22 protein-coding genes and 11 tRNA genes are annotated in these 19,549 nt (G+C 46.0%); 22 read left to right on the top strand and 11 right to left on the bottom strand.

Translation table 11 applies throughout. From position 1 onward, the window contains the following. Positions 1-211 precede the first annotated feature (211 nt). From CRN96_RS04405 to CRN96_RS04390, 4 genes are all read left to right on the top strand, one after another. Positions 212-1,423 carry a CaiB/BaiF CoA transferase family protein gene (locus CRN96_RS04405; RefSeq protein WP_097039503.1) on the top strand — a complete coding sequence of 404 codons (1,212 nt, stop codon included), beginning with the start codon at positions 212-214 and terminating at the stop codon, positions 1,421-1,423. A 16-nt stretch (positions 1,424-1,439) separates the two neighbouring features. Next, positions 1,440-2,345, top strand: a complete 906-nt coding sequence (locus CRN96_RS04400; protein ID WP_097039501.1) for a hydroxymethylglutaryl-CoA lyase — start codon at positions 1,440-1,442, stop codon at positions 2,343-2,345. Between the two features lie 163 nt (positions 2,346-2,508). Beyond that, positions 2,509-2,778, top strand: a complete 270-nt coding sequence (locus tag CRN96_RS04395; protein WP_097039499.1) for a hypothetical protein — start codon at positions 2,509-2,511, stop codon at positions 2,776-2,778. Between the two features lie 37 nt (positions 2,779-2,815). Further along, positions 2,816-3,457: a GH25 family lysozyme gene (locus CRN96_RS04390; protein ID WP_097039497.1), complete on the top strand. Its 642-nt coding sequence runs from the start codon at positions 2,816-2,818 to the stop codon at positions 3,455-3,457. A gap of 34 nt (positions 3,458-3,491) precedes the next feature. On the opposite strand, the gene CRN96_RS04385 is transcribed toward CRN96_RS04390, so the two are convergent. After that, on the bottom strand, positions 3,492-4,433 hold the full coding sequence (locus tag CRN96_RS04385) for an aldo/keto reductase (RefSeq protein ID WP_097039495.1): 942 nt from the start codon (positions 4,431-4,433) through the stop codon (positions 3,492-3,494). A 213-nt stretch (positions 4,434-4,646) separates the two neighbouring features. On the opposite strand from CRN96_RS04385, the gene CRN96_RS04380 reads away from it, so the two are divergent. Then, on the top strand, positions 4,647-6,080 hold the full coding sequence (locus tag CRN96_RS04380; RefSeq protein ID WP_245844539.1) for a PQQ-dependent sugar dehydrogenase: 1,434 nt from the start codon (positions 4,647-4,649) through the stop codon (positions 6,078-6,080). A gap of 146 nt (positions 6,081-6,226) precedes the next feature. On the opposite strand, the gene CRN96_RS04375 is transcribed toward CRN96_RS04380, so the two are convergent. Together CRN96_RS04375 and CRN96_RS04370 are read right to left on the bottom strand one after the other, a co-directional pair. Beyond that, positions 6,227-6,315 (bottom strand) — tRNA-Ser (locus CRN96_RS04375). A gap of 3 nt (positions 6,316-6,318) precedes the next feature. After that, a tRNA-Asn gene (locus tag CRN96_RS04370) sits at positions 6,319-6,393 on the bottom strand. A gap of 118 nt (positions 6,394-6,511) precedes the next feature. On the opposite strand from CRN96_RS04370, the gene CRN96_RS13220 reads away from it, so the two are divergent. Then, positions 6,512-6,667, top strand: a complete 156-nt coding sequence (locus CRN96_RS13220) for a hypothetical protein (protein ID WP_179647092.1) — start codon at positions 6,512-6,514, stop codon at positions 6,665-6,667. A 195-nt stretch (positions 6,668-6,862) separates the two neighbouring features. Here the strand turns inward: CRN96_RS13220 and CRN96_RS04365 are convergent, their stop codons facing one another. After that, positions 6,863-7,708 carry a VOC family protein gene (locus CRN96_RS04365; protein ID WP_097039490.1) on the bottom strand — a complete coding sequence of 282 codons (846 nt, stop codon included), beginning with the start codon at positions 7,706-7,708 and terminating at the stop codon, positions 6,863-6,865. 129 nt (positions 7,709-7,837) lie between these two features. Here CRN96_RS04365 and CRN96_RS04360 point away from each other — a divergent pair, with 129 nt between their 5' ends. Continuing rightward, positions 7,838-8,185, top strand: a complete 348-nt coding sequence (locus tag CRN96_RS04360; RefSeq protein ID WP_097039488.1) for a winged helix-turn-helix transcriptional regulator — start codon at positions 7,838-7,840, stop codon at positions 8,183-8,185. A 50-nt stretch (positions 8,186-8,235) separates the two neighbouring features. Here CRN96_RS04360 and CRN96_RS04355 read toward each other — a convergent pair whose 3' ends face one another. After that, positions 8,236-8,808 carry a thermonuclease family protein gene (locus CRN96_RS04355; protein ID WP_179647091.1) on the bottom strand — a complete coding sequence of 191 codons (573 nt, stop codon included), beginning with the start codon at positions 8,806-8,808 and terminating at the stop codon, positions 8,236-8,238. Between the two features lie 122 nt (positions 8,809-8,930). Here CRN96_RS04355 and CRN96_RS04350 point away from each other — a divergent pair, with 122 nt between their 5' ends. Then, a complete protein-coding gene (locus CRN96_RS04350) occupies positions 8,931-9,659 on the top strand; it encodes a MerR family transcriptional regulator (RefSeq protein WP_097039483.1) in 729 nt (242 codons plus the stop codon). Between the two features lie 12 nt (positions 9,660-9,671). Here the strand turns inward: CRN96_RS04350 and CRN96_RS04345 are convergent, their stop codons facing one another. The 4 genes from CRN96_RS04345 to CRN96_RS04330 all read right to left on the bottom strand — a co-directional run bounded on the left by CRN96_RS04345 (position 9,672) and on the right by CRN96_RS04330 (position 13,867). Further along, complete coding sequence (locus tag CRN96_RS04345) at positions 9,672-10,211, bottom strand: DUF1697 domain-containing protein (protein WP_097039480.1); 540 nt, start codon at positions 10,209-10,211, stop codon at positions 9,672-9,674. Positions 10,212-10,232: 21 nt separating this feature from the next. Further along, positions 10,233-11,204 (bottom strand): tRNA dihydrouridine synthase, encoded by a 972-nt coding sequence (locus tag CRN96_RS04340; RefSeq protein WP_097039478.1) that lies wholly within the window; start codon positions 11,202-11,204, stop codon positions 10,233-10,235. A 155-nt stretch (positions 11,205-11,359) separates the two neighbouring features. Continuing rightward, complete coding sequence (locus CRN96_RS04335; RefSeq protein WP_245844538.1) at positions 11,360-12,124, bottom strand: DUF4352 domain-containing protein; 765 nt, start codon at positions 12,122-12,124, stop codon at positions 11,360-11,362. A 207-nt stretch (positions 12,125-12,331) separates the two neighbouring features. Then, positions 12,332-13,867 carry an FAD-dependent oxidoreductase gene (locus tag CRN96_RS04330; RefSeq protein ID WP_179647090.1) on the bottom strand — a complete coding sequence of 512 codons (1,536 nt, stop codon included), beginning with the start codon at positions 13,865-13,867 and terminating at the stop codon, positions 12,332-12,334. Between the two features lie 179 nt (positions 13,868-14,046). On the opposite strand from CRN96_RS04330, the gene CRN96_RS04325 reads away from it, so the two are divergent. The 14 genes from CRN96_RS04325 (at position 14,047) to CRN96_RS04260 (ending at position 18,806) form a co-directional block, all read left to right on the top strand. Next, positions 14,047-14,118: transfer RNA gene (locus CRN96_RS04325), tRNA-Met, on the top strand. A gap of 16 nt (positions 14,119-14,134) precedes the next feature. Continuing rightward, positions 14,135-14,210 (top strand) — tRNA-Asp (locus CRN96_RS04320). Positions 14,211-14,232: 22 nt separating this feature from the next. Then, positions 14,233-14,305 (top strand) — tRNA-Phe (locus tag CRN96_RS04315). A 9-nt stretch (positions 14,306-14,314) separates the two neighbouring features. Continuing rightward, a tRNA-His gene (locus CRN96_RS04310) sits at positions 14,315-14,387 on the top strand. 13 nt (positions 14,388-14,400) lie between these two features. Beyond that, positions 14,401-14,471, top strand: a tRNA-Gly gene (locus CRN96_RS04305). Positions 14,472-14,482: 11 nt separating this feature from the next. Then, positions 14,483-14,557: transfer RNA gene (locus CRN96_RS04300), tRNA-Asn, on the top strand. A gap of 1 nt (position 14,558) precedes the next feature. Next, positions 14,559-14,630 (top strand) — tRNA-Glu (locus CRN96_RS04295). A gap of 36 nt (positions 14,631-14,666) precedes the next feature. Beyond that, positions 14,667-14,754 (top strand) — tRNA-Ser (locus CRN96_RS04290). Positions 14,755-14,994: 240 nt separating this feature from the next. After that, positions 14,995-15,306: a hypothetical protein gene (locus tag CRN96_RS04285; protein ID WP_097039474.1), complete on the top strand. Its 312-nt coding sequence runs from the start codon at positions 14,995-14,997 to the stop codon at positions 15,304-15,306. Between the two features lie 3 nt (positions 15,307-15,309). After that, positions 15,310-15,600 (top strand): type II toxin-antitoxin system RelE family toxin, encoded by a 291-nt coding sequence (locus CRN96_RS04280; protein ID WP_097039472.1) that lies wholly within the window; start codon positions 15,310-15,312, stop codon positions 15,598-15,600. Between the two features lie 377 nt (positions 15,601-15,977). Then, positions 15,978-16,547 carry a hypothetical protein gene (locus tag CRN96_RS04275; RefSeq protein ID WP_097039471.1) on the top strand — a complete coding sequence of 190 codons (570 nt, stop codon included), beginning with the start codon at positions 15,978-15,980 and terminating at the stop codon, positions 16,545-16,547. Between the two features lie 134 nt (positions 16,548-16,681). After that, positions 16,682-17,050 (top strand): hypothetical protein, encoded by a 369-nt coding sequence (locus CRN96_RS04270; protein ID WP_097039469.1) that lies wholly within the window; start codon positions 16,682-16,684, stop codon positions 17,048-17,050. A 166-nt stretch (positions 17,051-17,216) separates the two neighbouring features. Next, positions 17,217-18,557 carry an MATE family efflux transporter gene (locus CRN96_RS04265; RefSeq protein WP_097039466.1) on the top strand — a complete coding sequence of 447 codons (1,341 nt, stop codon included), beginning with the start codon at positions 17,217-17,219 and terminating at the stop codon, positions 18,555-18,557. 178 nt (positions 18,558-18,735) lie between these two features. After that, a tRNA-Thr gene (locus CRN96_RS04260) sits at positions 18,736-18,806 on the top strand. Between the two features lie 112 nt (positions 18,807-18,918). Here CRN96_RS04260 and CRN96_RS13445 read toward each other — a convergent pair. Then, positions 18,919-19,050, bottom strand: a complete 132-nt coding sequence (locus CRN96_RS13445; protein WP_281254118.1) for a hypothetical protein — start codon at positions 19,048-19,050, stop codon at positions 18,919-18,921. Positions 19,051-19,068: 18 nt separating this feature from the next. Beyond that, positions 19,069-19,356, bottom strand: a complete 288-nt coding sequence (locus CRN96_RS04255) for a hypothetical protein (RefSeq protein ID WP_097039464.1) — start codon at positions 19,354-19,356, stop codon at positions 19,069-19,071. Between the last annotated feature and the right edge of the window lie 193 nt (positions 19,357-19,549).

Raw genomic sequence — 19,549 nt, 5'->3', positions numbered from 1 at the left:
ATAAGTCACTGTTTTAGTTTAATAATTATACCACTGCAGGAATCGGCAGGGCAAAATGTAACCATCCTCAAATATATAAAAAAGCTTCCTCTGTTGGTCATTGACAAAGAATTTTCTGAAATACATACTATTATTAATAGTCAGCATTATTGGAGATGAAATCATATAACCTTTATAAGCAGCAGGAAAATAACTTTGTGGAGTGGATGAAATGTTTGATGAGAAATCAAAAGAATTATTGAGCGGTCTCCGTGTTCTGGAGATGGGGTCGCTGATCGCCGGTCCTTTTGCAGGCCGGTTGTTCGCCGACTTCGGGGCCGAGGTCATTAAAGTTGAGACACCGGGGTCGGGCGATCCAATCAGGAAATGGCGGATGATGCACAAAGACACTTCACTGTGGTGGTATGTGCAGTCGAGGAACAAGAAGTCGGTTACGGTTGACTTGAAATCGGAGGAAGGGCAGGACATCATCAAAGATCTCATTAAGAGTACGGATATACTGATTGAAAATTTCCGGCCGGGAAAGCTTGAAGAATGGGGTCTCGGCTATGAGGATTTGAAGAAAATAAATCCCAAGATCATCATGGTCAGAATATCCGGCTACGGACAGGACGGCCCTTACAGCAAAAAACCCGGTTTCGGCAGTGTGGGCGAATCGATCGGCGGGATACGCAATGTCACGGGCTACGAGGACAGGCCGCCGGTCAGGGTCGGCATCAGCCTCGGTGATTCCATCTCTTCGTTATATGCAGTGATCAGCGCGATGATGGCCGTTTACAATAGGGATGTTGCGGGCACCGGAACCGGTCAGTTCATTGATGTGGCACTGTATGAAGCCGTGTTCAGCCTGATGGAGAGCATGGTGCCGGAATATGATTATTACAACTTCATCAGGGAACGCACCGGGAGTGCGCTGCCGGGCATCGTGCCATCGAATACATATCAGTGCAAAGACGGGAAGTACATTGTGATCGGCGGTAACGGCGACAGTATCTTCAAAAGGCTGATGACAGCGATAGGCAGGGAGGACATCCGGGAAGACTCCAAATACCGCTCCAACGACGACCGGGCAAAATATCCGGAATTCCTGGACGGTGTCATCACGGAATGGACGCTTCAGCACACGCTCTCGGAAGCCCAAGAGAAGCTGGATGAATTTGATGTGCCGAACGGCCCGATCTACAGTATTGCGGATATTTTCGAGGATGCCCATTATCAGGCAAGGAACATGATCGAAGATGTGGAAGTCGAAGGCCTCGGGCAGCTGAAGATGCCCGGGATCATGCCGAAATTCTCCGAGACACCGGGTGAGATAAAGTGGGCTGGCCCGAAGCTCGGTGAACATAATGAGGAAGTCTACAGGGAGCTCCTGAACTATTCTGATGAACATATGGATTATTTGACAAAGAAAGGCATTATTTGATGAGGAGTGAAGATGCATGACCATACACATTCAGGAAGTCATACCGCGTGACGGTTTCCAGATGGAAAATAAGTTCATACCGACGGAAGATAAGATAAAGACCATCAACCGCATCAGCAGGACGGGTGTTTCGAAAATCGAGGTGACATCGTTCGTCTCCCCAAAGGCTGTCCCTCAGCTGAGCGATGCCGAAGAAGTGGCGAAAAATATAGACAGAAATGATGCCATCATTTACGTGGGGCTGGTGGCGAACCTGCGCGGGGCTGAACGTGCTACGGATGCCGGCCTGGATGAAATCAACCTCGTCATGTCAGCGAGCGCAAGCCATAACAAAAAGAATGTCAACAAGACGCATGAAGAATCCCTCGAGGAATTCGCTAAAATAGCGGAGTTCGTCAAAGGAAGCGGCATAAAGATCAACGGCACCGTTGCCACTGCATTCGGCTGCCCATTTGAAGGTGCGATTTCAGAAAAAGCCGTGATGGATTTTATTAGGAAATACATTGACCTCGGCATGGACAGCATCACATTGGCGGATACGACCGGCATGGCCAATCCGAACCAGATCAAAAGATTCATCACTGACGTGAAGGCGAGTTTCGAAGACACGCCGCTGACGCTGCATCTCCATGATACGCGCGGCATGGGACTTGCCAATCTGCTCGCAGGCATAGAAGCGGGAGTGAACCGGTTCGATTCCGCCATCGGCGGCATCGGCGGCTGTCCGTTTGCCCCGGGGGCGAGCGGCAACATATGCACGGAAGATGTGGTGCATATGCTCGGTGAAATGGGTATCCCGCATACAGTGGACCTGGATGAAGTGATAGCCATCTCAAAAGAACTGCCGAATATCATAGGCAGATCGGATTATCCAGGACAAGTCGTCAAAGCGGGCAAGGTCTCCGATCTCCATGAATTTTAAGTGAGTTGAAAATTAACGTATCAATATCTCAATCCCGCAGTGACGATGCCATTGCGGGAGTTTTTTTCTTCAATGAAGGTTAGACATATACAATGGAGGCTATTGATTATAAAGAGGCACACCGATTTTAGATTCTCTCTATAGAGGTGAAGGGGATGGTATGATGCCTGATAAAAAACGAAATGAAGACACCGAATACATCATCGACAGGATGAGGAAACGGGAGAAAAAAAGAGCAGAGAATAAGAGCGTAAAAATGAAATCGCCGGGTCAGAAGCCAAAGGAAGGCGTGTCTTCAAGTCAGCAGGTGCACAAAAGCAGTCCTGACAAAGAAGAGATACCGGATATGGAACTTGGATGTTACTTTTTCCTTATACTCCCTTTCGTCGCTTCCATATTGTTTTTGATCATTTTAATCGCTCTGTTGAGGTGAACATCAAAACATCGGTAATATTAAAAGGAGTGGAATAATGAATCCAAAAAATTCATCAGCGATAAAAGCGGAGGAGGCTATGATCATCGATATCTCCCATCACCAGCCCTCTGAGTCAATCAATTATGAGGAGTTGGCAAAACATGTGGACCACGCCATCATCAGAACGATGGACGCAGATGTGATCGACAGGGAATATGAAAAACATCATAGAAAATTCAGGGCGCAGGGTGTGCCGACGGCAGCCTATGCGTTTGTGCGCGGGCAGAATGATACCCATATGATTAATGAAGCGAAAATGTTCTGGGACAGGACGAAAGACCTCAATCCGACCTTCTGGTGGCTGGATGTGGAAGCCGTCACGCATTCCGATATGAGGAAGGGCGTCAGCATTTATGTAAATGAAATGCGCAAACACGGGGCTGAAAAGGTCGGGCTTTACATCGCCCATCACCTGTATGAACGGCTCAGTCTGGATACCAGTGAAGCGGACGCCGTGTGGATCCCGCACTACGGGTCCGGCAGTGCATCGGCGGACAGCACCCCGAAATTTCCGGCGGATATCCATCAATATACCGACAAGGGAAGGCTGCCGGGTTATGTTGGACACCTTGATTTGAACAGGATCATCAGTGATAAGCCGCTTGAGTATTTTATTGGAACAGAGGGCTGCATATAAAAGAACCTCCTGCACCGGCAGGAGGTTCTTCTGTTTATGGCAGTATATGACCTGCAGCTTTATAAATCCGGTACCATTCTTCACGGGTCAGTTTAACATCGGAGGCTTTTACGATATCTTCAAGTCTTGAAGTGTTCGTCGTGCCGATAATGGTCTGCATATCGGCGGGGTGTCTGAGTATCCATGCGACTGCCACCGCATTTTTGGTGATGCCATGAGCTTCTCCGATGTCTTCGAGCACATTGTTCAGTGCTTCGTATTTTGGATCATCCATGATGATGCCGTCGAAGTAGCCGTAATGGAACGGTGACCATGCCTGCAGTGTAATGTCATGCAGACGGGCATGATCGAGCAGGCCGCCGTCACGGTCTCCAGCACTCTCAAAAGGCGTATTCGCCTGCATGCGGCTGTTTATCATATGCGGCGCACCGGCTCCGAACTGGACCTGATTCGTGATGAGTTTATGATCTGTGTGCTTCTGGACGAAGTCGAACTGAGCAGCATGGAAGTTGCTGAGACCGAAATGCCTCACTTTTCCGCTGTCATGCAGGTGGTCGAAGGCTTCTGCAATTTCCCTCGGCTCCATCAATGCATCCGGCCGGTGAAGCATGAGTATATCCAGGTAATCCGTACCGAGACGCTCGAGTATGCCGTCGACGGAATCTAGTATATGTGATTTTGAAAGGTCGTAGTACTCATTTTCTTTGCTGGTGCTGTTGCCGGCATGACGGATGCCGCATTTACTTTGTATCAATATATCTTCACGGTTCACCTCAGAGGCGAGTACCTTGCTGAACTTGTACTCACACTCACCATCGCCGTAGATGTCCGCGTGGTCGAACAGGTTGATGCCGAGTTCAATAGCCCTGTTGACATGTGTGGCGAGTGCTTTATCTTCCATATCAGCGATGCGCATGCAGCCGAGCACGATTCTTGAAGCCTCGAGTGTCGAAGCACCGAGCTTGATTTTTTCCATTTATCTATCACCTCGGATTTATTCTATCATAGATTGTCCGAGGGCAAATCGTAGAAGGGAGAGGGTCTGTACAGGACCAACGGCGATGAATTTCAGCGTAGCAGTAAAAATATGCCAACAATGAAAGAAACGGATAGTTATTATGTTTTCAGATAATTATGATAAAATAATTTTAAGAGATTCACCTTTTGAACCAAGATATGAAAGTCTTAATTGATTTTTGGTGCTGGTTTCAGTGGCCTGAATTTTAATATAGTCAGTTCAATATCTTATAAAAGGGGAGAAAAAACAATGGGAAAAGTTTCGTGGCCAAGATCAACGTTCTCGCTGATGCTGATCTTTATATTGGCGTTGGCAGCATGCGGCAATGATGATGCTTTAGAAGAACCAACCGATGACCCGGATACCGCAACAGAAGAAAGTGAAGAGTCGGATGCTTCAACAGAGGAAAGTGCTGACGAGGGTGCTGACGAAAGTGCAAATACAGATGGAGAAGCCGAACCGGCAGAAACTGAACCACAAGTTACTGATTTTGAACCGGCATTTCCAGAACAGACAAGAGCACCTGAAGTCGTGACTGAAGCGGAATTGGATGTGGAAGTTGTTGTTGAGGATCTTGGTGTGTCCTGGGGTATGGAAGAGTTTGATACAAACCGCTTACTTGTTACGCAAAGGGATTCAGCAGAACTTCTTATTGTAAACCTTGAAGATCGCTCTGTTTCAGATCCAATCGAAGGTACACCGGAAGTGAATAACGAAGATCAAGGTGGCTTGCTTGATGTAACCATTGCACCTGATTTTGACGAATCAAGGTTAGTATTTTTGACGTTTTCCCAAGATATTGAAGGTGGTACTGTAACTTCTGTCGGTAAAGGTGCTTTATCAGAAGATGAAACCTCACTTGAAGATTTTGAAGTGATCTTCCAGGCAACACCGGCATATGACGGGACCTTACACTATGGCGGACGTATCATCTTTGATGATGAGGAGAATTTATTCTTAACAACTGGTGAACGTTCAGATGACCCAATCCGCGAACGTGCACAGGACTTGGATGCATACCTGGGCAAAGTCATTTACATTACACAAGACGGGGAACCAGTGGATACGAACCCATTCATCGAAGATGAAGACGCACTGGACGGTATTTACAGCTACGGTCACCGTAATACTCAAGGTGTGGACTTCCACCCTGAAACAGGGGACTTATGGATTGTTGAATTCGGTCCGCAGGCCGGGGACGAACTGAATATCATTGAACCGGGCAATAACTATGGATGGCCGGTTGTTTCCTACGGTATCGAGTACACTGGTGAATTAATCAATGAGGGCATTTCAGAACACGAGGCGCAGGGCTTTGTTGAACCAAGATATTATTGGGATCCGACAAGTGCACCAAGCGGTATGTCATTCTATGATAACGACGCAATTCCTGAATGGGAGAACAACTTGTTCATCGGGGGACTGGCGCCGAACTATATTGTACGTGTCATTATAGAAGATGACATCATCGTTGGGGAGGAACGTCTATTGACTGAAGAAGGCGAACGTTTCCGTGATATTCTTGTCACTGAGGATGGCGCGCTTATTGCTAGCACTGATGGCGGGCTGATCTACAGAATTACTGGAGCAGGTGAAGGTGAGTAATTTATTATTTTATAAATGCACTTTACAATATTAAAAAAGCAGGCATCCGTGGATTTCCAGGAATGCCTGCTTTTTTGCCGCCTGTGCAGAGCCGGGAAAAATAAAAAAACCGCTAAACTTATCGTTTAGCGGGTATAAATTAGGAGCGGAGATGGAGGGATTTGAACCCTCGCGCCGCGCAATGCGACCTATACCCTTAGCAGGGGTACCTCTTCAGCCACTTGAGTACATCTCCATATGGCTCCACAGGTAGGATTCGAACCTACGACCGATCGGTTAACAGCCGATAGCTCTACCACTGAGCTACTGTGGAATAATAATTCTTTTTCAATCGAACATTATCAATTATAGCAACATGACCATACCTTTTCAATGGCAAACAGGCATTTATTAAGAGAAATTTACACCTTCTCAATAAAGGGAGTGCTTTTATGGATAATGGGAAGTCTGTTGTTAAAACAGGGGTGGGGTTTGGCACGGTGCTGGCGATCACGATATCATGGAGCGTGCATCAGTCGATCCTTTGGGCGATCATCCACGGCCTGTTGAGTTGGATCTACGTCATATATTATGTGCTGACGAGATAGGCGAATAAAAAAAGACCGGGGTTCCCGGTCTCAAGTTTCGAATATATTTTCTCGTAGTTGAAAATGATTTGGTACAGTACTCAAGTGTACTAATTTTGGGGGGCCAATAATTATTAACTGATAATCATTTTCAATTAGAATTATATTCTAAATGAGAATCGTTGTCAATTGAATATATAAGAATCCATTGGGAAATTATACACTGATTTTGACTCTGTTGCCCGCTGGGTCTTCGGAGAAGGTGCCTTCAGGTGTTTCTTCAACAGGGTAGCCAAGGGATTTCAAATTGTTCACAATCTCTTCGACCGCTTCCTCAGTATGATACTTCATAATATAGTGGTTCAGACCGACACTGTTTTTGGCAGGTTTTGGTGCACCGACACCATTCCATACGTTCACCGCAATATGGTGGTGGTACTTATCGAAGCCCATAAATGCCGCCTGCGGTCCGAATCTTAAAATCATTTCAAGGCCGAGTCCTTCTGTGTAGAATTTCACGGCATCTTCTATATTGGACACATGAAGGTGCAGGTGACCCATGACGGTGTCTTCAGGCAGGCCGTTGAATGGCTGTCCTTTATAAGTCGACATTACATCCTGTACATTCAAGGGTTCCGTGACCATATGGACTTCGCCATTGTTCCAGGACCATTCTTCCGGTGCGCGGTCACGGTATACTTCGATACCGTTGCCATCCGGATCATCAAGGTAGAGTGCCTCACTGACGGCATGGTCGGAAGCGCCGAGCCGGACATCCTTCTCTGCCAGATGTTTGATGAAAGCCGCAAGGTCGGAACGGTCGGGCAGAAGGATCGCAAAGTGGTATAATCCACTTGTACGGTGTCTGTTTATAGGATTTGAAGGTTCAACCAGTCTGAGCAGCGTGGTTTTGCCGTCTGCAGTCAGTTCTGCTTCTTTACCTGTCTGGGACTTCACCTTGAAACCGATGACTTCCTGATAGAAATCCAGAGATTTTTTCAAATCACTTACATTTATTGTTACTTCAGAAACATAATTTACGGGTGCTTTATGGAAATTCATTTATATCCTCCTCATTAACTTACTATACGTTAGTAAGTATAATATAAACAACTGATATAATCAAGTTATGTATTTATCTTTTAAAAGAAAGGTACATATGATATAATACTTGAAAAGGAAGTGATAGCTATGAGGCAAGTTAAAAGTGAAATGTGCCCTCGTTTTGAAAAGGCTGTTAATATTTTAAGTCAGCGCTGGACTGCGCTCGTCATATATCAGATGCTTGACGCACCAAGGCGCTTCGGTGAAATACAGTCGGCAATCGGCGTAAGCGGGAAAGTTTTATCCGACAGACTGAAGCATATGGAGCAGGAAGGTCTGATCAAGAGGGATGTCTATCCGGAAACACCTGTAGTCATTGAATATTCATTGACTGAAAAGGGTGAATCACTAGAGCCTGTACTGAGGGATATTGAAAACTGGTCGCAGGAATGGATCGAAAAGCCTGATACAGAAAAAGAAACTGTCGAAAAGTGAAGCTTTATGAAATGAAAGAGCACCCGGGAGTAATTTCCCTGGTGCTCTTTTCATTCCGCCCACATGCCGGCATTTTCCTCCTGCGCGGCTGCCTCCGCCTCTTCAAGGCGCTCCAGGTGGCTCATATTCGGCGGATGTACATACCTCACCTCGGCGAGCCCTTCCCGGACGAGTATTTCATTGACCATTTTCCCATCTGCATAGATGTAGGCCAAATATCTGTCGTAATCATCCGTCAGGGGACCCACATCGAATTCGACTTCCACAGTATCCGCTTCAGTCAGAAGTTCCCGCACCCTCTCTGACGCTTCGACGGCGTAGGGCTCAGGCCTGCCTGAATTTGTCCGCACCTCAGGCGTGTCGATGATCAAATACCGGAAGCTTTCGCTGCTGCCGTTGAAATTGAAACGCGTCGTATCGCCGTCGATGAATTGATCGACGGTGACTTCATGGAACACACCGAGTGTGTATTCCTCCCCATCATTCTCCGTCCCTGAAAAGAGATAGGTGATGCCGGCTATGACGATGATGAGTACAAGTCCAGGCCAGCCGAGCTTTTTGATCATCCGCCGGTTTCTTTTATTATCAAGTGCACTGACATCGAATTTTCGATTCTGCCTCATATTGAACATCCTTCATTTAAAAATCATTGCTCTTCATTATACTACATATACTTAAAGTAATTAAAAAGTGTTGACCCTGACGCAGCGTCATAGGTTAAATTGTAATTAAGGGAGGTGGGGACATGAAAATAAAGGAAGCGGCGGCACTGACGGGGGTGAGCGTCAGGACGCTGCATCATTATGATGATATCGGTCTGATCAGTCCGGAGCGGTCGGGGGAGAATGCCTACCGTGAATACACGGATGCGGACCTTGCCCGGTTGCAGCAGGTTTTATTCTTCAAGAAGCTGGGTTTCAAGCTCTCCCATATAAAAGAGCTCCTCAGCCGCCCGGACTATGACCAGCAAGAGGCGCTGATGATGCAGAAAGAAATGCTGCAAGAAGAGAAGGTGCGCATTTCTAAAATGATTGAAACGATTGATCTGACGATCAGAGACTTGAAAGGAGAGATTGAAATGACGAATGCGGATAAATTCAAAGGCATCGATTTCAGCCGCAATCCTTATGAAGCGGAGGCGAGGGCGCGCTGGGGTGATGGAGCGGTCGATCAGGCCGGGGAAAAGCTTGAACAGATGGGCCCTGAACATGCAAAGGAAAGATTCGATGAAATATACTTGGGCCTTGCAGCCATCAGGCATATGGATCCCGCATCGGTTGAGGCGCAGAGCAGGATAGGGGAGTGGTATCACTTCCTTAATGAAATGGGCGACTACACTCCGGAGATGTTCAAAGGACTCGGGGAGATGTATGTCGAGGATGAGAGGTTCAAAAAGAACATCGATCAATACGGCAGCGGCCTTGCTGAATTCATGCGGGATGCCATGGCTGAATATTATGACCAAAATAAATAACCCCGTCAGGGGTTATTTTTCTGTCATCAAACTGTGGATTTTACGGAAGGTGTTCACATTCCTCACGGTCATATGCCTGTAAATGTCGGTGCCGACCATTTTGGAGATGCCGCTTCTGTCCGCATCCCGCTTCCACACGGACCAGAGCACTGCGCCGGGGCTGTATATGACGGTGTCGACGCCCGGGCGTATCTTCAAGCTGTCCATGATGGAGGCGTCATCAATATCCTCCCATAAGAACATGACGTCGCTTTTCATCTCTTTATCGTTCCGCCATGATTCAGGAAGTGACGCACCGATCGCCTCGATCTCTGTACTGCTGCGCACTAGCACTTTGATATCCAGGTCGAAATCCTCCTGAATCGCCGCTTCAAGTATGCCGGGGAGCGCCTCTTCCGGGGTATTGTCATCGGTGAAGATGATATTGCCGGAATTGATGTAGGTGACGACGTCTCTCATGCCGGCCTTCTCGAAAGTGGTTTTAAGGGTTTTCATATCGATCTTATTTCTTCCGCCGATGTTGATGCCGCGGAGAAGGGCCACATATCTCATGAACATCTCTCCTTTGAAGATTTAAACGTCTGTAGATTTGTGCTGGAAACTGTCGAGCAATGCTCTTGCCTCATCGGTCGAACGGGTATTCATGAGTGCATTCCTCAGTTCCGCAGCACCCCTGAACCCTTTGACATAAATCTTGAAGAAGCGGTGGAGCGGTGTGTATTTGCGAGGCTCGATCTCGGAGTACTCATCGAACAGATCGAGGTGGACACGCAGCAGATTCAAAAGTTCCTCACTCGTATGCTCTTTTACTTCATGTTCGAAAGCGTAGGGATTTTTGAAGATCCCCCGGCCGATCATGACGCCGTCTACGCCGTACTTCTCCGCGAGTTCGAGCCCTTTGGCACGGTCGGGGATGTCGCCGTTGATCGTGAGCAGCGTGTTCGGTGCGACTTCATCACGCAGTTTCTTGATCTCCGGAATGAGTTCCCAGTGCGCGTCCGCCTTGCTCATTTCCTTCCTTGTCCTGAGGTGGATGGACAGGTTAACAATATCCTGCTCCAGTATATGCCTGAGCCAGTCATGCCATTCGTCCACGTCGGTCATGCCGAGACGTGTCTTCACGCTGACGGGGAGGCCGCCCGCTTTGGCGGCTTCAATCAATTCCGCGGCAACGTCCGGACGCCGGATCAGACCGCAGCCTTTACCGTCTCCGACGACGTTCGGCACAGGGCAGCCCATATTGATGTCGAGCCCCTTGAATCCGGCCTCGGCCATGCCAATGCTCATTTCACGGAAATGATCCGGGTTGTCCCCCCATATATGGGCGACAATCGGCTGCTCGTCTTCAGTGAACGTCAGGCGTCCGCGCACACTCGCTTTCCCTTCCGGGTGGCAGTAGCTTTCAGAGTTCGTGAACTCGGTGAAGTAGACATCCGGTGCCGCAGCTTCGGCCACGACATGGCGGAATACGACATCCGTCACATCCTCCATCGGCGCCAGCACGAAGAACGGGCGGGGGAGCTCATGCCAAAAATTTTCTTTCATAATAGTACAATCCTCTCAATGGCTCCTTATATCCAGTGATATACCAGCCTGTAAAATAACATATATATTATACCAGAATTTTGAAAGGAGAAAAATGACTTTAAATAATATAGAGTAAAAAAAGAGTCCAATCAGTAATGATTGGACTCTTAAAGTCATTGAAGATTGATGATGCCCGTTTCCGTTCCCCAGAAACCTGACTGCACCTGTAATTGCTTTTCACTGCTGTCAACTACATCTTGTGTAACATCGAAAACGACATTGGCTGTACGTGATGATCCTGGATTGATCTCCTCTAAAAACAAGCCGATATCATCCTCGTTTGCATCCATAGAAGCTGAAGAATCCGGTTCAAAAACTCTTTCGCCTTCTATGATTTTAAAGAAGTTACTGTCGATAGTAATGGCTTCATTTTGGTTATTTACAACTGATACATCCATGACGATATAAGTGTCATTTGCTTCTGATACCATGAAATCTGACCCTACAGTATCTGACTGGTACCACTCATTCACAGTGAATTCTACACCATCAACTTCCAGAGGTTCTCCGATACCTACAATTTCATCAGCCTCTTCTTCTTCAACAACCTCTTCATCTTCTGTAGCGGTTTCTTCCTGTTCTCCGCTATCTGTTTCAGTGGTTTCTGCTTCTTCTGTTTCTTCGGTGCCTTGTTCTTCCGCAGTGTCATCTTCAGGGGAGGATTGTTCTTGTGCTTCTTCGTCAACCGGGTCATCATCTGTAATCATGGCTGTACATGCACCGAACAAGATTAAGACACCGAAAATGATTAATGCCCACTTGAGACATCCGCCTTTCTTTTTCTTACCAGGCCCCTGTTTTTGGGCTTCAAATTCTCGTCTTTCCTGCTCCAATCTTCGTCTTTCTTCATCCAATTGCCTTCTCTCTTCTTCTGCCAAAACCTACGCCTCCTGATATGTATAGATATATTTTCTTATAATTCCAGTATAATACATTTATAGGAATTTATAAACTAAATATCTGAATTTTTAATATTTATAAAGTGATTAAGTAAAAACCACTACTTCTTTAATTATTTAAGAAAGAAGTAGTGGTGTAGGGTTTTATCTTAACGAATTTTATTGAAGTGATTTAAAGTCATTTTATTATGAATCCAAACGTCTGATCTCCATATCGAGATCGTCGACGGCCGGTCCTTCAATCACTTTGCCGTCGTAGTTGAAGCGGGAGCCGTGGCAAGGGCAGTCCCAAGTCTTGTCCTCGCCGTTCCAGCCGAGGCTGCAGCCCATATGGGTACAGCGGTTGGAGACGACGTAGTAGGCATCGTCTTCACGGTAGACGCCTTTTTTCTTCATACCTTCGCTGGCGACGGTGCCCTGGCCGCTGTCGAGTTCAATCGATTCGATATCCGGATGGGAATCCGTCATATTCTTTGCTTCAGACTCGATGATGTGCAGTGGATTGGTGATATGCTGCTTCAGCTGCTGGAAGGCCGTCTGCTTCCTGTGCGGGTCGAGCAGGTCTGCATATTCATTATCATCCCCGGTCATCAAATCTCTGATGATCATCGATGACAAAACGCCGTTCGTCATACCGAACTTATTGAAGCCAGTCGCGACGAAACGGTTATCGTGGGATTTCTGGAACTTGCCGATGAACGGCAGTGAATCCCCGGTCATCAGATCCTGGGCACGGTAGGCATAAAGCGTTTCTTCGTTCATCGTCATCTGATCTGCATACAATTTCAATACCTCAAGCTGCTTATCCATATCTTTATCTTCATATGACATATGACCGGCTCCGCCGAAGAGCACCGTCGGAGTTTCTTTCGACGGGTTGACGATGTTCCGTAAGGAAAGACCCGGTCCATCATATCCGGCCATATTGATGTCTTCAGGCGGAGGGGTGGTGGTTGTGGTGACCAGGCCGTAACCGTAGCTGATTTTGAAACTGTTGAAATAAAAACCATCAAAATCAAGAAATGGGAAGTGGGTGGCAATCACAAGATTTTCAAAATTAATCTTTTGACCGTTTTCAGTATGGAGAGTGTTTTCGTCGACTGATTTTGCGCGCGTCTGTTCATATACTTTGACGCCGCTGTCCACTGCGACATCCAACACACCTTTTAGGAATTTAAGCGGATGGAATTCAGCCTGGTTCTTCATCACCAGTTCAGCAACGGTTTCGAACGGCAGTTTGAGTTCCCCTTTGGACAGGTGACCCTCAATGCCGAGTGAGTCATACATCTCCGCTTCCTGTTCCAGCTCTTTTATGGATTCTTCATTGACCGCATATATCACAGTGTCCACACGTTTGAAGTCACAGTCGATATCGTGCTTCACTGCCACGTTTTCCATCTCGGTGATGGCAGCCATCTGGGAGTCATAATATTTACGGGCGGATGCTTCATCCATCTGTTTTGCCAGCTGTCCGTAGAGCACCCCCTGCTGTGCAGTGACCCTTGCGGTGGTATTTTTCGTCGTACCGCTTAAGATTTCATTTCCTTCGATGATAGTCACGTCATAACCTTTCAGCATGAGCTGATAGGCATTCATGATCCCTGTGATGCCGGCACCGACGACAAGCACCTCGGTGTCGATGTCCTCCTCCAGTTCCGGGAACTGGGGGAGGTCCACGGAAGCACTCCAATAAGACATTTTGACATCCTGATTCTTTTCCATTCTCATCCTCCTAACATGTTTATATATGCAATACCCATAATGGCGGTTGGATAATTATCACCGGCAATAATCAAGAAAGTGTAAATTTGTTATTAAAACATGGTGAATAACACTTGAAAAACCTTCGAAGAAAGTATAATATAATATTCAGGCGTTAAATAACGCATTAATAATATTACCGCGGGATGGAGCAGTGGTAGCTCGTCGGGCTCATAACCCGGAGGTCGTTGGTTCAAATCCAACTCCCGCAATTTTTTTATTTTCAGTGGTCCCGTGGTGTAGCGGTTAACATGCCTGCCTGTCACGCAGGAGATCGCGGGTTCAATTCCCGTCGGGACCGCCATTTTTTTTTGAGTACATATGCAGGTCCAGTAGCTCAGTCGGTAGAGCAAAGGATTGAAAATCCTTGTGTCGGCGGTTCGATTCCGTCCTGGACCATTCAGAATGGCGGTTGTGGTGAAGTGGTTAACACACCGGATTGTGGTTCCGGCATTCGTGGGTTCGATCCCCATCAGCCGCCCTTAAAGCACCATGCGGGTGTAGTTAAATGGTATAACCTCAGCCTTCCAAGCTGATGTTGTCGGTTCGATTCCGATCACCCGCTTTTGTCAATATTCCACAGTAGCTCAGTGGTAGAGCTATCGGCTGTTAACCGATCGGTCGTAGGTTCGAATCCTACCTGTGGAGCCATGGCCCCTTGGTCAAGCGGTTAAGACACCGCCCTTTCACGGCGGTAACACGGGTTCGAATCCCGTAGGGGTCATATTAGAAGTGTAAAACGCACTTCTATTTTTATTGTGGACAGCTGGCCGAGCGGCTTAAGGCGCACGCCTGGAACGCGTGTATACGGCAACCCCGTATCGAGGGTTCAAATCCCTCGCTGTCCGTACTTTTATAACTAACTTAAAGATAGGCTTCATCAAGCCCTATTTATCGAAACTTATTCGATAAATAGGGCTTTTATTGATTGAAAACAGCAGAATCCGTTTCCCTTAATCAACACAAATGATGGAGAAAAGGGTTTTCACCAGCCCTGAAAGTACTTTTAAAAGACTTTAAGAAGTGCTATAATAAGTATAAATAATATATGAATAAAAAATCTTCATTTAACTGGGAGGGCTTAAATCATGAAAATATTAGACGTTCCACATAAAAGTATCAGTGATGTTAAACGAGCTCCAATGGATATATTTAAAGAAGCTGAAGAACTGAACAACGGAGTCTACATTTTTAATCGTAATAAAGTGGTCGGAGTCATCCTTACCCAGGAACAGTATGAAAGTTTAAATAATGAAATTGAGGCACTTTATGAGCGTATAGATGAAATGGAAGTGAAATCGCGCCTGGCCGATTCTGACCGTGGCCGTGTTCCAGTCAATGAAGTAATAGGATACGATTTATCTTCGGATGAACTTCATGAAGATGATGGTTGGGAATAACCTATGTATCATCTTCATTTCAACGTCTATTCAGAGGAAGAATACAAGAATTTAGACGGTAGCCAAAAGAAATTAATCAATAAAGGTTTAAGACGAATTCAAGAACAGGGCATGAGCGCCGGGCAAGAACTTCGTGGTGAGTTAAAACATTGCCGTAAACTTAAGTATAAGAAAGCCGGTTTGAGAATAATTTTTCGACAAGACGGTGATAATATAGAAATCATCGAGATAGTGGCAATTGGGAAACGTTCAGAGAAAGAAGTATACAAAGACGCTGAGAACCGATTAAATTAAGGCATGAATGAGACACTTAATAGATATAAAATTGGTCTTCAATTGTGGATTAACTGTCACGCCTGGAACGCGTGTATACGGCAACCCCGTATCGAGGGTTCAAATCCCTCGCTGTCCGTTTACATATGCACCATCATTTCAAATTACTTGAAATGGTGGTGCATTTTTTGTGCCTGAATTGAGTTACATTATAGAGGTGACAGGGTAATAAAGATTAACCTTTAAAAGTTTGACCTGTTTAAAGGATTCATGAATGCTTTTTATGAAGACACTATAAGTAATTGGAAAAATTTATAGAATACATATTTTTTTATTGGCAAATATAATAATTGAAATAGATTCAAAATATATACTGTAAACTTCAGGGGGTGAAATGGATGGACTATAAGCAGATATTTATTGATGAATTAGACAGCATTCAAGCGAAGTATGATGGGGCTAAAGAACAGGAGCGGTTAAGGGAGCTCAAGCGGGAGGCTGTAGAAAAAGATCTGGATAAACTGCTGAAAGAATATGCCTCCATTGTGGGAGCTGTAAGTGACAGGTTTAATGTTCATGCCGATGTTAAAAAACATGTTGAGAATCCTGACGGGGTGAAAGAATTCCAACCATATAAAACAGGTGAGACAATAGAAGTGTTATATAATAATAAACCCCTAATCAGTTATCATCTGTTGAAAGACAGTGAAAAAGAAAGTAATGATACTACTAAGTTTACTATCGAGGTAGACAGTTTAGGTCTGGCTAATATATTGGTTAAGGTATTAAATGATGATAAATATTTTTATTACGAAGATTTCAACCCAATTAGTGGAGATGACAAAAACTTAATACGACTTCCAATCCTAACTGATAAAGAACATACAACTCAATTCGATAAAGTGGTGGAAAAGCATCTTAAAAAAATGGCGCTGCATATAGGAAGAGACAACTACGAAATTATATAAAGTTAATAATACGGTTGGAAATAATCAATAAATGGTTAGGGAAAGGGTCTCCGCTGCGGTGCATGTAAACCATAAAAGCCTCTTTTGTGTCATTATTTGATATACTTGATAAGTATGATATTAGGAGGAGACTAATGGAGAGATCGACTCACAAGAGTAACTTGGACCGTATAATAGAACTCGCGAAGGATATGAAGGGGAACGAGAAATCGAATGCGCTCGTTGAAATGGTGAATGACGCCGATCTGCATCAATACGATTTGATGCGGGAGCATGGGCTTGCTGAATTTGAGTGCAGCGCCGCCGGCGGGAGCTGGCATTTCTTAAGTAAAGCGCACCTCACCGACAGAGGACAGCTGTTCATCGACATATTCAGTGACGAGGCCAATCATGCCGGTGTCAAAAAATTGGCCAAAGCTCAGGATGAAAGGCTGAATGATCTGTCTCTCGATGATGTGATGGAACTGGGTACAGCTCATCTGGCAGATAAATCGGAGACGTGAAATTGATCTTTTAGATTTCATATGATTTATATATGGAGGTGCAGAACATGCACTTCCATTTTTATTGAGATGAATCGAATTGTATATACAAACCGGTTCTTTAGCATTAAATGGCCGAAGGTCTTATAATATAACATTGTACTTAAAAGTTTTTGTGGGTGAAAAGATGAAAAAGAACCAATATGACTTTACGACCGGGCCGATTTTAAAGCCCTTGATCTTATTCTCAGGGCCCATCATGCTGACGAACCTTCTGCAGACATCATTCCAGATCGTCGACAGCCTTTGGGTCGGGAACATCCTCGGGGCAGAGGCGCTTGGCGCCGTGGCGGTTGCGACGACGATTCTTGTGACGGTGCTGTCGTTCATACTCGGCTTGAACAATGCGGCCCTCACGATTTTGTCCCAGCAATACGGACGCCGCGATGATGCGGGGCTCCGGAATTATTTGAATGCTTTCATCGTCATCATGTCGATGATGTCGGTGGGTTTTGGAATCGCCGGTTACATATCTGCAGAACCCCTGCTGCGCCTGATCGGCACGCCGGAAGCCATCATGGACATGGCCGTTACATATTTGCAGATCAGTTTCCTCGGCATGTTCTTCTTATTCGGATATAACTTTATCAATACGGTGCTCCGTGCACTCGGTGACAGCAAGACGCCGATGAGGATCGTCCTGATTGCGGTCATCATGAATGCTGTACTGGCACCTTTCTTCATGTTCGTGCTTGATCTCGGCATCGTCGGTGCGGCGCTTGCTACCGTCATTTCCCAGGGGCTCGCCTTCCTGTACAGCATCCAGCATTCATTCAGGCACCGGCTGATTCCTTTCAGCCGTCCATCACTGCCGAAGAAAGAAGAGGTCAGCCTGATACTTGGACTCGGCATACCGGGCGGTCTCCAGATGGCAGTCATCCATGCGGGCATTGCTGCGATACTCAGTGTTGTGACAGGCTTCGGCAGCGACACGGTTGCCGGCTTCAGTGCGGCCCAGAGGCTGGACAGCCTGATCATGCTTCCAGCGATGGCACTCGGCACCGCAGTGAACAGTATGGCCGGGCAGAATATCGGTGTCGGCAACTGGTCGCGGGTGAAGAAAATAGCAAGATACGCTTCACTGTACAACTTCGGCCTGATGGTCACTGTCGCCATCCTCGCAATCATATTTGCAGAGCATGCCATTCGATTGTTCATCCAGGATGAAGCGGCTGTGGCATTCGGTACGACCTACTTGAGGACAGTTGCACTGTGTTATCCATTCCTCGGATTGAATTTCGTGTTGAACGGTATCGTACGGGCATCCGGTGCGATGTATCAGGTGCTCATACTGAACATCATTTCGTTCTGGGTCCTGAGGTTCCCGCTGGCCGATATTTTCTCTTCAATATATGGGGAGACCGGTATCGGGATCGGAATGGGTGTCAGTTTCATCATCAGCAGCGCATTTGCGTATCTGTACTATAAATTCGGTGGCTGGAAGAGAAAAGTCCTGTTCAAAAATTGATGAGTGTGCCGATCTGGAGCCCGCTGGGTGAGGGGAGCCGGCACCTCTCAAATTTCCTGGTACGGATTTCGTGGATTTTTACCACTTTATTTAATGAAAAGTTGCAAAAAGGTGTTTATGATTTTGACATTCACTGCTATAATGTATAAGTAATGCAATCAAGCCATTGCAAATTTTCGCCGACATAGTTTAATGGTAGAACACAGCCATGGTAAGGCTGCGATGCGAGTTCGATTCTCGCTGTCGGCTTACCTTGATATAAAGCGCTGTTCATTTCATATGAAATGAACAGCGCTTTTTTTTATGCCGGTATGATCACAAAGAAGCCCGGGAGCTGGTCACTCCCGGGCACTGATGGTTTTTATAACAGCAGCCATATGAAGCCGCCGACCAGAACAATGACACTTACAATGAGTACGATCCAACTGAACCCCAATGCATTTTTCTTCTCATCTTTTTCAGGGTGGACTTTTCGCTTATCAGCCAATATCATCAGCCCCTTATGATTTTATCACTCCGAGTCTTCCTCATCCGGGTTTTCATCACCGGCATCATCTGCAGTGTTATCAGCTTCAGTTTCCGTCTCCGTACTATCATGGTCTATCTCATCTTCGTCTACACTTTCACCTGAATCCTGGATGGTTTCGACAGGGCCGTCAGAGGTGCCTTCATCATCCACTTCGGTGCCGCCTTCAGTATCCAAAGTTTCTGCAGACTCATCTGCAGCATCATCTCCACAGGCGCCTAATACCAATATGGAAGCCAGACCGCCGGCAAGTAAATATTTCTTGAAGTTCATTTATAAATCCTCCCATTATTAATAGATTTATATCTACTATACCCATTGGCAGGGATGTTAAAAACGTATTACATGTCAAAAACATGGAACAGGATACTGTATCATTTTGTCAGTTGTATTAAATAATCTTCATTTATCACTATAATATATGCTGTATAATTATATTAATAACATATTATAGGAGGCGGGAGCA

It is taken from the genome of Salinicoccus kekensis (genome assembly GCF_900220995.1).
Taxonomy (GTDB): Bacteria; Bacillota; Bacilli; order Staphylococcales; family Salinicoccaceae; genus Lacicoccus; species Lacicoccus kekensis.
Note: the sequence above shows the minus strand (reverse complement) of the source record. Positions and strands in the feature narration are given on the sequence as shown.